The 14,720-nt window shown below is 57.9% G+C and carries 15 protein-coding genes and 2 pseudogenes; 7 read left to right on the top strand and 10 right to left on the bottom strand.

Annotation, left to right across the window (positions count from 1 at the left end; translation table 11 throughout):
• Positions 1-14: 14 nt before the first annotated feature.
• The 7 genes from folE to K5Y35_RS21725 form a co-directional block, all read right to left on the bottom strand.
• Entirely contained in the window at positions 15-572 is a 558-nt protein-coding gene (folE, locus tag K5Y35_RS21755; protein WP_123468712.1) for a GTP cyclohydrolase I FolE, read from the bottom strand.
• A gap of 272 nt (positions 573-844) precedes the next feature.
• The gene (locus K5Y35_RS21750; protein WP_222832901.1) at positions 845-1,837 is read right to left on the bottom strand and encodes a LacI family DNA-binding transcriptional regulator; all 993 of its coding nucleotides are present in this window, start codon (positions 1,835-1,837) and stop codon (positions 845-847) included.
• 75 nt (positions 1,838-1,912) lie between these two features.
• The gene (locus tag K5Y35_RS21745) at positions 1,913-3,415 is read right to left on the bottom strand and encodes a glycoside hydrolase family 32 protein (RefSeq protein WP_222832900.1); all 1,503 of its coding nucleotides are present in this window, start codon (positions 3,413-3,415) and stop codon (positions 1,913-1,915) included.
• The gene (locus K5Y35_RS21740) at positions 3,412-4,557 is read right to left on the bottom strand and encodes an ABC transporter ATP-binding protein (protein ID WP_222832899.1); all 1,146 of its coding nucleotides are present in this window, start codon (positions 4,555-4,557) and stop codon (positions 3,412-3,414) included. The genes K5Y35_RS21745 and K5Y35_RS21740 overlap by 4 nt, the downstream gene beginning before the upstream one ends.
• A gap of 27 nt (positions 4,558-4,584) precedes the next feature.
• On the bottom strand, positions 4,585-5,427 hold the full coding sequence (locus K5Y35_RS21735; protein ID WP_222832898.1) for a carbohydrate ABC transporter permease: 843 nt from the start codon (positions 5,425-5,427) through the stop codon (positions 4,585-4,587).
• Positions 5,424-6,386, bottom strand: a complete 963-nt coding sequence (locus K5Y35_RS21730; RefSeq protein WP_222832897.1) for a carbohydrate ABC transporter permease — start codon at positions 6,384-6,386, stop codon at positions 5,424-5,426. Before K5Y35_RS21730 ends, K5Y35_RS21735 begins: the two co-directional genes overlap by 4 nt.
• A gap of 21 nt (positions 6,387-6,407) precedes the next feature.
• Positions 6,408-7,682, bottom strand: coding sequence for an ABC transporter substrate-binding protein (locus K5Y35_RS21725; RefSeq protein ID WP_222832896.1), 1,275 nt, complete (start codon positions 7,680-7,682; stop codon positions 6,408-6,410).
• A gap of 167 nt (positions 7,683-7,849) precedes the next feature.
• On the opposite strand from K5Y35_RS21725, the gene K5Y35_RS21720 reads away from it, so the two are divergent.
• Positions 7,850-9,415 (top strand): carbohydrate porin, encoded by a 1,566-nt coding sequence (locus K5Y35_RS21720; protein WP_186745351.1) that lies wholly within the window; start codon positions 7,850-7,852, stop codon positions 9,413-9,415.
• A gap of 123 nt (positions 9,416-9,538) precedes the next feature.
• Positions 9,539-9,943, top strand: a complete 405-nt coding sequence (locus K5Y35_RS21715) for an acyl-CoA thioesterase (protein ID WP_128614720.1) — start codon at positions 9,539-9,541, stop codon at positions 9,941-9,943.
• On the opposite strand, the pseudogene K5Y35_RS21710 reads toward K5Y35_RS21715, so the two are convergent.
• A pseudogene (locus K5Y35_RS21710) lies at positions 9,942-10,247 on the bottom strand (LysR substrate-binding domain-containing protein); the annotation flags it as partial. The gene K5Y35_RS21715 and the pseudogene K5Y35_RS21710 overlap by 2 nt on opposite strands.
• A gap of 48 nt (positions 10,248-10,295) precedes the next feature.
• On the opposite strand from K5Y35_RS21710, the gene K5Y35_RS21705 reads away from it, so the two are divergent.
• Positions 10,296-10,508, top strand: a complete 213-nt coding sequence (locus K5Y35_RS21705) for a solute carrier family 23 protein (RefSeq protein ID WP_222832895.1) — start codon at positions 10,296-10,298, stop codon at positions 10,506-10,508.
• A 125-nt stretch (positions 10,509-10,633) separates the two neighbouring features.
• On the opposite strand, the gene K5Y35_RS21700 is transcribed toward K5Y35_RS21705, so the two are convergent.
• Complete coding sequence (locus tag K5Y35_RS21700; protein WP_222832893.1) at positions 10,634-10,924, bottom strand: hypothetical protein; 291 nt, start codon at positions 10,922-10,924, stop codon at positions 10,634-10,636.
• Between the two features lie 5 nt (positions 10,925-10,929).
• Here K5Y35_RS21700 and K5Y35_RS21695 point away from each other — a divergent pair.
• The 4 genes and pseudogenes from K5Y35_RS21695 to K5Y35_RS21680 form a co-directional block, all read left to right on the top strand.
• Positions 10,930-11,248: pseudogene (locus K5Y35_RS21695) on the top strand (aldehyde dehydrogenase family protein); the annotation flags it as partial.
• A gap of 79 nt (positions 11,249-11,327) precedes the next feature.
• Positions 11,328-11,762 carry a YeeE/YedE family protein gene (locus tag K5Y35_RS21690; protein WP_222832892.1) on the top strand — a complete coding sequence of 145 codons (435 nt, stop codon included), beginning with the start codon at positions 11,328-11,330 and terminating at the stop codon, positions 11,760-11,762.
• A gap of 2 nt (positions 11,763-11,764) precedes the next feature.
• Positions 11,765-12,220 (top strand): YeeE/YedE family protein, encoded by a 456-nt coding sequence (locus K5Y35_RS21685; RefSeq protein WP_222832891.1) that lies wholly within the window; start codon positions 11,765-11,767, stop codon positions 12,218-12,220.
• Between the two features lie 210 nt (positions 12,221-12,430).
• Positions 12,431-13,498: an ArsO family NAD(P)H-dependent flavin-containing monooxygenase gene (locus K5Y35_RS21680; RefSeq protein ID WP_222832890.1), complete on the top strand. Its 1,068-nt coding sequence runs from the start codon at positions 12,431-12,433 to the stop codon at positions 13,496-13,498.
• Positions 13,499-13,592: 94 nt separating this feature from the next.
• Here the strand turns inward: K5Y35_RS21680 and K5Y35_RS21675 are convergent, their stop codons facing one another.
• The gene (locus K5Y35_RS21675; protein WP_222832889.1) at positions 13,593-14,720 is read right to left on the bottom strand and encodes a GGDEF domain-containing protein; all 1,128 of its coding nucleotides are present in this window, start codon (positions 14,718-14,720) and stop codon (positions 13,593-13,595) included.

Genomic DNA, 14,720 nt, shown 5'->3' with positions numbered 1-14,720 from the left:
TGACCTGTATAGGTTTATCGCCGTCCGATCAGTTGCAGGAATTCCTGGCGCGTCGTTGAACTGTCACGGAACGCGCCGAGCATCACGGAGGAAGTCATGACCGAATTCTGCTTCTCCACGCCGCGCATCATCATGCACATGTGCCGGGCTTCAATGACCACTGCCACACCGGCAGCGTCGGTGATCTGCTGGATGGCTTCAGCAATCTGCCGGGTGAGGTTTTCCTGGATCTGCAGGCGACGCGCGAACATGTCCACCACGCGCGCGACCTTCGACAGCCCGAGGACTCTGCCGGTGGGGATATAGGCCACGTGCGCCTTGCCAATAAAGGGCAGCATGTGGTGCTCGCACAAGGAATAAAGCTCGATGTCGCTGACGATCACCATTTCATCGCTCTGCGATTCGAACAGCGCGCCGTTGGTGACGTCTTCCAGGCTCATCGTGTAGCCATTGCACAGATACTGCATCGCTTTGGCGGCACGCTTGGGCGTGTCCAATAATCCCTCGCGTTCGGGGTTTTCACCGACGCCGACGAGGATTTCACGGTAATGGCTGGCTAGTAGTGGGTTCATTCAAGGTTCTCGCGGCGGTGCTGTACGTTAAGGCCGATCCATAGCGAAAGAGTTGTACGCGACAAAGCGTTCTGTATAGGTTTTATTCAAGATAGGCTGAAAAAAATCACCTGACAATGAATCGGCAATCTTTTTTGTGCAGATGCGAAAACCTCACATCGCAGTGTGTGAGGTTGTCGGGACAGGTTTCGATCAGACGGTGAAGGATTGGCTCAATGGCCGGACCATTTTGCTTGAAGTCCGAAAAGGGCCCTGCGCGGGCCCTTCCAGGCTCATAGCGATGTTCTGACCACCAATGGACAATCAACCGGCTGGGCGCCCGATAAGTCGAGGGTCTCGATCAGGTGCCGGACAGCCTTGCGCCCGATCTCGTAGTACGGTAGTTGCACCGTGGTCAGCGGGGGGATGAACAGCTCTGCAATACCGACCATGTTGTCATAGCCAAGCACCGCGACATCTTCGGGAATTTTCAGGCCTCGGCCCAATAGCAGCTGATAGGCACAAAAGGCAATGCGGTCGTTGCCACAGATCAGGATATCGAATTGGGGGCGACCATCGTTGATGTGCCGGTCGAGGATAGCGGCCGTTTCGCTATAGGCATCATGGTCGGAAAGGTCGTATTGCAGGAGTGCCTCCGGCGCCAGTCCGAATGCCTGACAGGCACGTTGCAGGCCTTTTTGGCGCAGCCCCCAGGCCAGACTCTGTTTAGGCAGATTGATACACAACGGGCGCTTGTAGCCGAGGTTCAACGCATGGTGTACGGCCCGGTATTGGCCCGCTTCATCGTCGGGTACATAGCTGACGAGACGGCGGTCATCGGCCAGGCAATTGGCGAGGACCAACGGTTTGCTCTTCAATCGTTCGGGAATGCAAACCTGGCGAAATCCCATGGCGCTGAAGATCAAGCCGTCCGGACGGTGCGACAGCATCAGGTCGATGTTCTGGTCGGTGGGCGGGTTGCTGAGCAGGTTGAGGATAAAGACATTCCAGCCTGCCTGCTGCGCGGTCTGCTCAATGGACAGCAGCAACTCGACCGCGAACGGCGTGGTTGCCGTGTCCAGCGCGAACACACCGATGGTCCGCGACTGCAGGTTATCGCCGCGCATCTTGCGCGCTGACAGGCTCGGTACGAACTGCAATTCATCAATGGCCCGACGCACCCGCTGAAGGGTTTCGGCGCTCAGTTTTTCCGGACTGTTGAGCGCACGAGAAACCGTCATCAAGGACACGCCGGCCAGCTGTGCAACGTCTTTCACTGAAGTCATGTGAGGCAAAATCGGTCAGGTTGACGCCGGATCATGACACAGGGCCCGCGCTTCTCGCGACCCGAATGACGCCGTTCATAGCCATCCAGAACCAAGAGGCCATGCCCTGCAAATCGACACACGTCCGCCGGTCCCGCTTGCCAGAAGCTTCACGCCCAGGCTGTCGGGCTGCGGATAGACGCGACTGCTGAGGCTGAAGTGCCCGTTTTCGTCGAACACCTCGACGGACGAACGATCGAGGAACACGCGCAGTTCGAGTCGCTGTTGTGTCGGGTCTATCCATACGCTGCGCTGGCCTGTGACTTGCGCACCCGAGCGACTGCGGTCGAGCACCAGGCGCTGCAGTGCTGCATCGTAGTAGAGCAGGGTTTCTTCACGGCCATCGTCGCTGCAACGCAAGGCGATCCCCAAGTGGCCGTCGGTGCAGTCGAGCAGATCCAGTTGCACATGGATTTCGAGCATATCGCCGCGCACTTCCGGCACCCACCGCGATCCCGTATCTTCCCAGCCGGGCGTATCCGGCAATGGCGCCAGGCGCAGAGCGCTGAGCTCCCGTGCCGGATACACGCAAAGGCGATCGCCGCGCAGTTCCAGTTCACGCGGCAAGCCGAGCATGCCGCACCAGTGATGGGCCTGGCTCGGCATCGGGCTTTCCCACATGTCGAGCCACGCCCACACCAGGCGCCGACCATCGGCGGCCAGTAGCGTTTGCGCTGCATAGAAATCGTGGCCGTTATCCAGCTCGATAAAAGGCCCACCGGTGAAATGCCATGCGCTATCGAGTTGGCCCACTCGGTAACCCGTCTGGTATTTGTTGAGCCGGTCGTAACCGTCGGCTTGCATGCCTTGGGGCGAGTACAGCAGCACGTCGCGTCCATTCAGGCGAAACAGGTCCGGGCACTCCCACATATAGCCATCGCCCTCGCTGCCGGCGGACACATAGTCGAGGAATTCCCAGGTGTGCAGATCCGTGGAACGGTACAACGGCAGCAGCGGCCTGTCGCCCAGACGCGCGCCGGCAATCAGGTACCAACAGTCATCCTCCTGCCAGACCTTGGGGTCACGGAAGTGCATGATGGTGTCTTGCGGCGCGCGGTCGATCACGGCGCCATGTTTGACGAAGTGGATGCCATCGGTACTGGTTGCCAGGCACTGCACTTGACGGATGAAACGCTCGTCTCCCACATCACCCAGCCAAGTGTGCCCGGTGTAGATCAGGGCCAAGGTATCGCCACACACCACGGCGCTACCGGAAAAACAACCGTCACGGTCGACGTCATCGCCGGGAGCCAGCGCAATGGGCAGGTGCTGCCAATGAACCAGATCGGCACTCTTGGCGTGGCCCCAATAGATCCGTCCCCACTGCGCATCGAAGGGGTGATGCTGATAGAAAACGTGATATTCGCCACGAAAGTACACGACGCCGTTAGGGTCGTTCATCCAGCCTGCCGGCGGGGCAAGATGATAACCGGGACGATAATCCTGGATGACGCGAGTCAGACCATCACTCAGCGCATGCTGCGCAAGGTCAAGGGCGCAAGACATTGGGTCGTTCATAGAATTCAAATACTCAGTCATAGGGCGCTTGCTCGTGCCGAGCGCAGACAGACGCCATCCGGAAGGGTTTCAATGGCTTGCGGGTAGCGCTTCAAGGCCGCGCCGTCGACGTCGAACAGGTGCAGATTGTCGATGTCCAGTTGCAGCTCAACCCGATCGCCGGCTTGCCATCCGGCGCTGACTTCGCAACGACAGATGAGTGGATCGTCTTGACCTGTCTCGAGGTGCACATAGGTTTCGCTGCCCAGGTATTCGACCGCAGTAACGATGACGCCAGCGGCTTTATCCGCCGCCTTCAGCGACACATGCTCCGGACGAATCCCCAGGCTCAGCTGCGTGCCCGTCGCCAGGTTCGAGCTGTCGAAGGGCAGGGGCATGATTCCCCATACAAGGGTATCGACCAGGCTGGTTTCACCTGGCGTCTGCAGGCGCACCGGCAGAAAATTCATTCTGGGCGAGCCGAGAAAACCGGCGACAAAGCGGCTGGCCGGGCGCTCATAGAGTTCGCGCGGTGCGCCGACCTGTTCTACATGGCCGCCATTGAGCACGACAATTTTGTCGGCCAGGGTCATCGCTTCTACCTGATCGTGGGTAACGTAGATCATGGTCGAGCGCAGTCGGGCATGCAGCCGGGCGATTTCGTTGCGCATCTGCACCCGCAAGGACGCGTCCAGGTTGGAAAGCGGCTCATCGAACAACAAAATGTCCGGTTCTCGCGCCATGGCTCTGCCCATGGCCACACGCTGACGCTGCCCACCGGACAGCTCTTTTGGCTTGCGTTGCAGCAGCTTGTCCAATTGCAGGATTTGCGCAGTTTTCAGCACCCGCTCGCGCAGGCTGCTCTTTTCCGTCTTCGCAAGCTTGAGACCAAAACTGATGTTGTCGTAGACGCTCATGTGCGGGTATAGCGCATAAGACTGAAACACCATGCCGACGCCACGCTCGCGCGGCTCCAGGTCGTTGACCCGTCGCCCGTCGATCAGCAGGTCGCCGGCGCAGATCGAATCCAGTCCGGCGATCAGCCGCAGCAGGGTCGACTTTCCGCAGCCCGAAGGGCCGACGAACACCACGAATTCACCCGCCGCGATCTCCAGGTTGATGTCGCGAAGAATCCGCACGCCGCCCAATTGTTTGTTCACGTTGTCCAGTTTTAATTTGATCACGATGCTGTTCCTTGTCTTTGTTGGGCATCAACCCTTTAACGCGCCGGCAGTAAGTCCGGATACGATTCGGCGCTGGAAGATCAGCACCAGAATCACCAGTGGGACGGTGACCAGCACCGACGCCGCCATCAACAAGCCCCAAGGCAACTCATGGGGGCTGCCGCCGGAAATCAAGGCGATGGCGACCGGCACCGTGCGTTGGGTGTCAGTGAGGGTGAAGGTCAGGGCAAACAGGAACTCGTTCCACGCGGCGATGAAGGCCAATAAACCAGTGGTCACCAGCGCGGGCCATAGCAACGGCAACAGCACTCGGGTCAGCGTGACCCAGGGCGAGGCGCCATCCATGATTGCCGCTTCCTCCAATTCATGGGGCAATTGCCCCATGAATGTGGTCAGCACCCAGACGGTGAAGGGCAGGGTGAAAATCGTGTAGCTCAGGATCAACGCCCAGGACGTGTTGTACAGCCCCAAGGCACGGATCACTTCGAACAGCCCCGACAGCACCGCAATCTGGGGAAACATCGACACGCCAAGCACCATCATCAACACCGTGCCACGCCCGCGGAATTTCACCCGGCCCAAGGCATAGGCGGCGGTCAGGCTGAGGAACAGCGCCAGTGTCACCACGCACAGCGCAACCACCAGCGAATTACCGATCGCCCGCAGGAATGAGGCTTGATGGAGGATCGCCGCGTAATTGGAGAAGTCCGGGTTTGCGATCCAGTAGCTGACCTCGAACAAGGCGCTGGACGGCTTCAGCGACGTGAGGATGGCGTAGTAGAAGGGGAAAACCGCATACAGCAGCAACACCCCGATCAGGCACCAGAAGCCGAGGCGCAACAACGCTTTTTTCAGCAGGCGCGGGCTCATGAACGGACCTCCAGTTGACGGCGGCCGAGGTAGAGATAAAGCATGGCGATGACCGCCACCACCAGAAACAACAGGGTCGAAGCCGCGCTGCCGTAACCGACGTCCTGGAACTCCACCAGGTGCTGACGGGCATACACCGACATGCTCATGGTGCTCGACGAGTTCGAGGTCAGCACATAGATCACGTCGAATACCCGCAGCGAGTCGAGAATGCGAAAGATCGCTGCCACCAGCAGTGCAGGCATCAACAGGGGAAGGGTGACACGCCAGAACACTTTCAGCGGGTGGATGCCATCGACCCGGGCCGCTTCGTAGCAATTGCTTGGCAACATCTGCAAGGCCGCCAGCATCAGCAGCGTGACAAAAGGCACGGTCTTCCAGACGTCGACGATGATCACCGCCCACATCGACAGGTCTGCATCTGCCGTCCAGGCCAGGGGCGCGTCAATCAGGCCGAGGCTCAGCATCAAGTGATTGATGATGCCGAACTGGTCGTTCAGCATCCATGCCCAGATCTTAGCCGAGACAATGGTCGGAATCGCCCACGGAATCAGAATCAGCGCACGCACCAGAGAACGGCCGGTGAACTTGATGTTCAACAGCAACGCCACCAACAGCCCCAGTACGACTTCCAGGCCCACTGACACCACAGTGAAATACAACGTGTTGCGCACCGCATTCCACCATTGTGGATCGACGAGGATGCCCGACCAGGCGGAACCGTTGCGGACCAGATAATTGCTCAAGCCGATGAAGGTTGCGCCACCGCTGTCCGCCAGGCTGGCGTCGGTCAGGCTGAACCAGAATGTGCGCAGCAGCGGCCAGGCAGCGACCAGGGCCAGACACAACAGCATCGGTGTCAGGAACAGCCAGGCGGCGCGTACCCGACGGCGTTGTACGGGCGTTTCCCTCGTGAGCAGCAGCTCGTCGAAGGGGGCATGGGCAGTAGAGACAGACATGGTGATTTCCTTCCTTGTGGCTTACCAGTTCTGGCGTTTGATGCGCGTGAGTTCGCTTTCCAGTTCGGCCAGCGCCTGATCGACGGGCAACTCGCCCGCGAGCACGCCATGCACGCGATCAAAGAACGCATTGGAGACCCGCGGATAGCGATCGGCGGTGATTGATGCGGGGCGCATGACCCCATCGTTGAGAATGCTGTGCAACTGAGCGTAATAAGGCATGGCCGCGAGTAACTCGGGATCTTGATACAGCGACTCGATCACCGGGTTATAGGCGCCTGCCAGGGCTCGACGTTTTTGCTCCTGGGCGCTGGTCAGGTAGCTCACCAGCTCGGCGGCAAGTTCGGGATGGGCGCTGTAGCGCGATATCGCCAGGCCCCAGCCACCGAGGGTGGAGGCATGGTCGCCGGTCTCGCCGGCGCGGGGCAGGGGAGCGACCCCGACTTTGTCTTTTACGGCACTGTCCTGGCTTTGCACCAGGGCCCAGACATAGGGCCAGTTACGCATGAACAGCGCATTGCCCGACTGGAAAACGCCACGGCCTTCTTCCTCGGTGTAATTGAGCACGCCACGCGGGGAGATGTCGCCGACCCAGCTTTTCGCCAACGTCAAAGCTGCTCTTGAAGCCTGACTGTTGACCACGATGTCGCCGCGTTGATTGATCAGCCCGCCTTGCGGCTGGCTGCTGATCCACTCCAGCGCATTACACGTCAGCCCCTCGTAGGCGCGGCCCTGAAAGATGTAACCCCAGACATTGGCGTTCCCGGCGGTGCGCTCGGCCTGTTGAACATCCCTCGCGGTAGCAGTCATTTCTTCCCAGGTCTGGGGGACCTGCCGGTTGTATTTCTCAAGCAAGTCTTTGCGGTAATACAGCAGGCCCGAGTCGGTGAACCAGGGCATCGTCACCAAACGTCCGTTTACGGTGGCGTTATCGACCTGTGCCTGGAAGTAGCCTTGGGTCGCGTTGGCTGGAAGCACTTCACGCAGATCCATCAGGTGTTTGGCCAGCATCCCCGGCCAGACCATGTCGATTTGAATGATGTCGATGTCGGCGGACTGCGCACTGAGAATCTGTTGATAGAACGACAACCTCTCGGTCGCCGAGTTAGGCGTGGAGACCACCTCGACGTTGTTGCCAGTCTGTTTCGACCATCTCTCGACGGCCTCCTTGCACAGCTGCAACTCCGCACCCACAGCACCGCACGAGATCGTCAGATCGGCTGCGCTCGAGACGGATGGAAGTGCGGCAAACAGGGTGATCAATGTGGCGGGCAGGAGCGATTTCAGGTGTTTCATCGAGCATCCTTTATTTTTGTTTTTAGAAAAGTTAACGTTAACATCACCAAATGTAGCAGCGTATTTGCGATGAGGCACCCTTTTTTTCGTCGATTGCGACAACGCGCTGCTCCGGCAAAAAAACGTCAATAGCGTCAACCAACAATAAAAACAAACAGGGATTTCACATGCAGAAAGCAACAGGCTGGCTCCTGGCAGGTGTGCTCGGCACATCCGCGGCGACCTCTCAGGCAGCGACACTGGAACAGCGCATGGCCGCACTTGAAGCCCGTGCCAGCGCAGCCGAAAAGCGCGCAGCTACGGCCGAACAGCAGACCCAAATACTTGCCCGCGAATTGCAGCAGATCAAACTTGCGTCCCCTCCCTTGCAGCCCGCCGCGTCTAACGCAACAGCCATTTCGGCGCCTGACCTGGATACCCGACTGGCAAAACTCGAAGCCCGTCAGCAAAGCCCGGAGAAAGAGGGCAGTACCGGACACCTCACTGATGGGTTCAGCTTCAACGGCTATGCGCGCTCCGGATTGTTGGTCGACGAGGGACTCGGTGGTGGCCGTGGCGGCCCTTATACAACGCCGGCCGGCTCGGTGGGCGGTGCAGTGGGGCGACTCGGCAACGAAGACGACACCTACATGCGTATCGACCTGTCGAAAGAGATCCATGCGCAAAACGGCACCCGCTCCAAGTTCACGGTTTCCATCGCCGACGGGGTGGAAAGCTCCAACGACTGGACGGCCGACGAAAGCAAACTCAACGTACGCCAGGTATTCGCCACGCTCGACCATGTCGCCGCGTTCAAAGGCAATTCAGTGTTCGAGAACGCCACGCTGTGGGCAGGCAAACGCTTCGACAGAGACAACTTCGATATCCACTGGCTGGACTCGGACGTCGTCTACCTGGCTGGCACCGGCGGTGGCATTTACGATGTGCAGATGAACAAGAACTGGCGCTCGAATTACTCCCTGATTGGGCGTAGCTACGGGGATTTCAGTCAAGGCGGTATCAATGCCGATGTGGAAAGCTACATTCTGACCTCCAACCAGTTTTTCGCGGATGGCCAGTGGCAATGGATGTACAACGCCATCGGTGCGAAGAAAAACGATTTCTCGACCCGCACCAATAAAGCCGGTTTGACGCCTGCGGATTCCGGCTTGCACAGCATGCTGGCCAATCACCAGAAAACTTTTTTCGGCAGAGAAGGCTTCTTCAAAACGGCGCTGCTCTATGGGCAAGGCCTGGGTGCAGAGGTCAAGAACGTTGGCTCAGACGGGGAGTTGATCGACGAGGCCCGCGCGCTGCGTCTGGCACTTTACGGGGAGACCCCGCTTGCGCCTGACTGGCGTATCGGGCCCAGCTTGCTGGCCGAGCAAAGCAAGGACCGATACGTCAAGGGTGACGACTACCGCTGGCTGACTCTGAACGTGCGACTGGCTAACAAAATCAACAGTAACTTCGAGATGGCCTACGAACTGAGCTGGCAAACCATGAACCTCGACCCCAAGGGCTATCTGCAACGTAATGCGGTCGACGGTAACTTCTGGAAATTCACGGTCGCCCCGACATTCAAACTTGACGTTGCAGATCTTCTTACGCGTCCTGAACTGCGAGTGTTCGCAAGCTTCATGAACTGGTCTTCGGATCTTGACAGATTCAGCACCACAGATGCCTTTGGCATGACCGACTTCCATGCGGGAGGTGTCTGGCAGTACGGCATTCAGATGGAGACCTGGTTTTAAAGGCCGAGAGACAAGTGCAGTGCGGCTTGGTCGCACTGCACCAAGCCAGCAGTGCTACATGCAAGTGCGTTAATAGGCAAGACGCCGGCGGCGTGGCTAACCAATAACGACAGGGATGATTTAATGCCGGATGCAGTTTTTGTAAGTCGAACCATTTTGTTCGGAGATTGTGACCCGGCAGGAGTGGTTTACACTCCGCGGTTCTCATATTTTGCTGTAGAAGCTATTTATGTAGCGCTTGACCGGTGGCTGGGCGCTCCAGGGCTTAGAACTTTAATGGGTTTTAATATTCTGCCGCCGGTGCGCGCGATGTCGATAGAGTTGCTGAGCCCGGTAACGTGGGATGATGAAATGATTATAAAAGTTGGTGTGGCCAAGCTGGGGGCGCACTCTTTTACCTTTTTGGTTGAGGGATTTTTAGGTAAGGACTTATTGGCTTTTACGGCGAATATCACCCACGTATGCGTCTCACCAGAAAGCAAGGAAGTTATACCCATTCCAGCTCAGTTAAGAGCACTTCTTTCATAAGCTCCACCAGTTCACCCTTGGCCAATTCACGCTTGATCAGTTGCCGGGGCAGGGTGGTCCAGTCGAGCACGGCACGAACCATTTCGAATAACGCCAGATAGCTTTCCGGTTGCCACAACTGGGTCGAGCGCAGGTATTCGCTGCTCGGCAATTTACTCGCGTGGGCGCTGAAGGCCAGGCGGCGATGGGCGCGCTGGTCGCCGAACGTGACGGTATCGAGTTGCGCCAATGGATGGCCGGGTTGGCAGACATGCAGCATGATCAATTTGCCCAGTTGCTGGAACGCAAGTTCCTTGGGTAACCCGCCAATCTGTTGCCGGGTTTGGCCACGGTCAGTGTGACATTAGTGATCATGGCCGGGACCACCGACAACTGCCAGACGATCGGCAAACCGACCACGCAACGGACTCTCGATAACGCGTTTCGCGCTCACGGTTTCTCGACCATGCTCGGCGGCTTGCTCAACAGCTTTCCCTACAACGTCTTCACCCAGAACATCGGTTTGATTGCGCTTGAAGATGCTACGAGGCAGGTGGTTACTCAGATCTACAAGGTGCTGGGTTGATTGTCGAAGTGGAGACATGTTTAGCGTGAGGGTGCCTAGCGCAATATATCATTTAACATAATATACATTATGCGACATGAAGGATTTTCCTCGTTGGGCTCTGCTCGATGCTTTTCACCAAGTGATCAGGTGTTGCTAGTAGCAACACTGCCGCCGTTTGATGTCTGCGTCATTTCCGCGATGATCCGCTCCAGGTGCGGAGCCAGTTCAAACACGTCCGTATCTAAGCCTTGAATGGAACCATGTTCATAGGTGTAGCGAGTCCCAACAAAAAGCTTTGAGCAATCATCAAGGCGGCGCTCCAACTCAAAACCAGGTGAAATACGTTCTGATATCTGGCGTATTGCATCAGCGTATTCAGGAGGAATCGCTTTATAAAGAGCAACGAGATTGTGTCCTTTGGAAGCACTAGTCAAAAACCATTCCGGGTCATCCGTCTCAACAGTTTTATATCAATGGTGGCTGGTCTTCGCCGGCAACGCCTGCCAGTTTGCCCGTGGTCAATCCGGCGACTGAAAGCGTAGTTGCAGAGGTCGCCAGTGGATCGGCTGAAGACGTTGATCGGGCAGTCGCGGCAGCGCGTGCGGCGTTTCCTTGTTGGTCTGCGAGCGCGTGCGGGTTTCCTTGGAAAGATTTACGACCTGATCCTTGAGCGAAAAGAGCCACTTGCGCAGGAGCTTTCTCTGGGAATGGGCGATGCCATCGGTTTCGCCCGAGCAATGCAGCTGACCGCTCTTGCGGTCAATGCGACGTCCATCAGATGATCAAGGTTGCATCGCGATCAAGCTTCACTACACACGCCCCAGTAAGGAGAACGTCATGATCGACATGAACCACTTCACGCCGTTTAGCGCTTTGATCGGAGGCTTGCTGATCGGCACGGGGGCTGTGCTGTTGATACTGTTCAACGGGCGCATCGCAGGCATTAGCGGCATTGTCGGCGGTCTGCTGCGCCCGATAACCGGGGATGTCGCGTGGCGCGCGGCTTTCATTTTGGGCCTGCTAATGGCGCCATTGGCTTTTCGCCTGTTCGCCTCTTTACCCGCAATACAGATTGATGCCGGATATCCGTTATTGATTGTCGCGGGCCTGCTGGTCGGCATCGGCACCCGTTATGGCGCTGGCTGCACCAGCGGCCACGGAGTGTGTGGACTGTCGCGCTTATCGACGCGCTCTGTGATAGCGACACTGGTGTTCATGGGGGCGGGTTTCGTTACCGTTTTTGTCGTTAAGCACCTTCTGGGAGGTCTTTGACCATGGCGCTCTTCTACGCGTGGCTTGCCGGGCTGATTTTCGGTATCGGTCTGCTGATTTCCGGCATGACCAATCCCGCCAAAGTCATCGGCTTCCTCGATTTGGCCGGGCACTGGGATCCATCGCTGGCCTTCGTCATGGCCGGTGCCATTGCGGTGGCGGCGGTAGGCTTCAAATTCGCCAGAACCCGAACCCGGTCACTGCTCGGCCTGCCCATGAACCTGCCCACCGCTCGACACATCGACCGGCGACTGGTCGTTGGCAGCCTCCTGTTCGGGATCGGCTGGGGCCTTGCAGGCGTCTGTCCGGGCCCGGCCTTGGTCCTGCTAGGTTCAGGCATCGGCAAAGGCGCCGTTTTTGTCATCGCCATGCTGGTTGGCATGGGGCTGTTTGAATGGCTGGAGCGAAAAAAACAACGTGCTCCGTCAGCCCCCTCCTCCGTGAATAAACCGACCTGATTCCTGTCCCTTCAACGTGCGTCAGCGAACGAACCTGGCGCCGGTGACACCAATCAGGTTGCGCAACAGTGTGTTGGCCATGGTTATCACGGCGCTAGTGGGGGCGTTGTTCGGGCAGTGGTTTAAATCGCAGCTGCTTGAGGAACGTCAGAAAACACTCGGTTTGGATGGGTTAACGTAGCCTGACGCTCGCTGACCTGAGGATTCCCGATGCCTGCCAACTGCACTGACGTGGATGTTGCGATTATTGGCGGTGGCCAGTCCGCACTCGCGGTGGCTTACTTCCTGCGCCGAACCGGGCGCTCCTTCGTAATCATCGACGCTGAAGACGCACCGGGTGGTGCCTGGCGACATGGCTGGAATTCTCTACGACTGTTTTCACCCGCGACGTGGAGTTCCATCGCCGGCTGGATGATGCCACCGGTCACAGACGGCTACCCCAGCCGCGACAACGTGCTGGATTATCTGCGTCAGTACGAGCAACGCTACCAATTCCCGATCGAACGTCCCTATTGGGTGAATGCCATCGAGCGCCGGGGTAATCGCCTTCATGTAAAGGCCCAAGACCGCAGCTGGCTAGCCCGCGCAGTGGTCAGCGCGACCGGCACCTGGCGCCATCCCTACCTGCCGCATTACCCCGACAGCGAAACCTTTAATGGCCAACAGTTGCATTCGGCCCACTACGTCGACGCCAAGCCGTTTGCCGGGAAAAAAGTCCTGGTGGTGGGCGGTGGCAACTCCGGTGCACAGATCCTCGCGGAAGTCTCAAAGGTGGCCGACGTCACTTGGGTCACTCCGCAACCGCCGCAATTTCTCGCCGATGACGTAGATGGCCGGGTACTGTTCGAACGCGCCACCGAACGCTGGAAAGCCCAGCTCGCCGGCAAAGTCGTGGAGCAACCGGTCGGTGGCTTGGGTGACATCGTGATGGTGCCGCCGGTCCTCGAGGCCCGGGAACGCGGCGTACTGCACGCGGTTCGGCCATTCCTGCGCTTCACCGAAACCGGCGTGACATGGGCCGATGGCTTGCAGACGCCGGTCGATGTTGTCATCTGGTGCACCGGCTTCCGCCCTGCCCTCGGCTATCTGCAATCACTGGGTGTGTGCACCGCCGACGGACGTGTCGCCGTTGAAGGCACGCATTCGATCAAGGAGCCGCGCTTGTGGTTGGTCGGTTATGGAGACTGGACCGGCGCCGCTTCAGCGACACTGATTGGCGTCACCCGCACAGCGCGCAGCACCGTTGAGGAGATTGAGCGGTTTTTAAAGACGCAGTGAGTCGGCGAGCTCCAGGACTGCGAAACAATGGCGACGACCTTCCAGCCGAAGTCATCAGCAGCAGCTGCCGTGATGCCCAACTGAGCGAAAAGCACTATTGAGCAACAGCCACTTGATTACGACCATATGACTTGGCTTTGTATAGCGCTCTGTCGGCATTGTTCATCAAACTGTAGAGACTATCGTCGGTGAAATCCGATGACGCCACGCCAAGGCTGGCCGTTATGCGGTCAGCAGGCTCTGCCTTCAGTCCGGCGATAGCCTGCATCAGCTCCTGCGCGATACTCGTCGCCACTTCAATGCTGGTATCGGGAAGCAAAATAGCGAACTCCTCGCCCCCTAGCCTGCCATGTACATCGTTTTTACGGATCGACGCACTGATGACCGCACCCACCTGACGCAGAACCTGATCCCCTACCTGGTGACCGTAAGAATCGTTGATGTGCTTGAAGTGATCCATATCGAGCATCACGGCGCAAAGTACCGAACCGTTGCTTTTGCATTCACTGTAGAGCTGGTGGGCGTCATCGAAAAAAGCGCGGCGATTCTTCAGGCCAGTCAGTTCATCGGTTCGAGCGGCTCTGATGGAAAGCCTGTTTTCCCGCTCCATTTCACGGGTCAGACGAAACGCGGTTTCAAGGGCGTCAGACATTCTGCGCGTAGCGCTGGCCACAAATGAGGCAAACACGAACACGGCGAGCGCCATGCCTTTTTGCAAGGTTGAGGGTTGAAACAACAGCCACGTTGAACAAGGCAATAGAACCAGGCCGATGGATAACATCGTCATGTTCCGATAGGCCGAATAACACGATACCGCGCTGACAGACATCCCGACTGTAAAAAGCATGACCATCGCCTGGGCCAACAGGTCATGGGCCGGTATGACCGCGAGTGCCCCGGCGCCCCATATACCGGCGGACAACACAAGTGTGCTCCAGTATTTTCGCTCCCAACGCTTGGGCGTGCGTTCAGTGACGGGGCTACGAAAATAGCCAATGAACATCCAGATACGCAGTAACGTCGACACCGTCAATAACGCTATCCATCCAACAACCACCGTGTGATCGAACCGATCCCAACACAGCCAACAAAGCATGACGGCTGCCATATAACTGCCGAAAACGGCAGCACCTGATTGTCGAAATAACTGCTGCAAGCGATCTGTTCGAACCTGTTCGGCTATGTGTGAGCCCTGATCACTTCCTAGCTCAAGATCATCCAT

The sequence above is a fragment of the Pseudomonas sp. SC3(2021) genome (genome assembly GCF_019856535.1).
In the GTDB taxonomy this organism is placed as follows: Bacteria; Pseudomonadota; Gammaproteobacteria; order Pseudomonadales; family Pseudomonadaceae; genus Aquipseudomonas; species Aquipseudomonas monsensis.
This window is presented reverse-complemented; position numbering and strand designations above follow the sequence as displayed.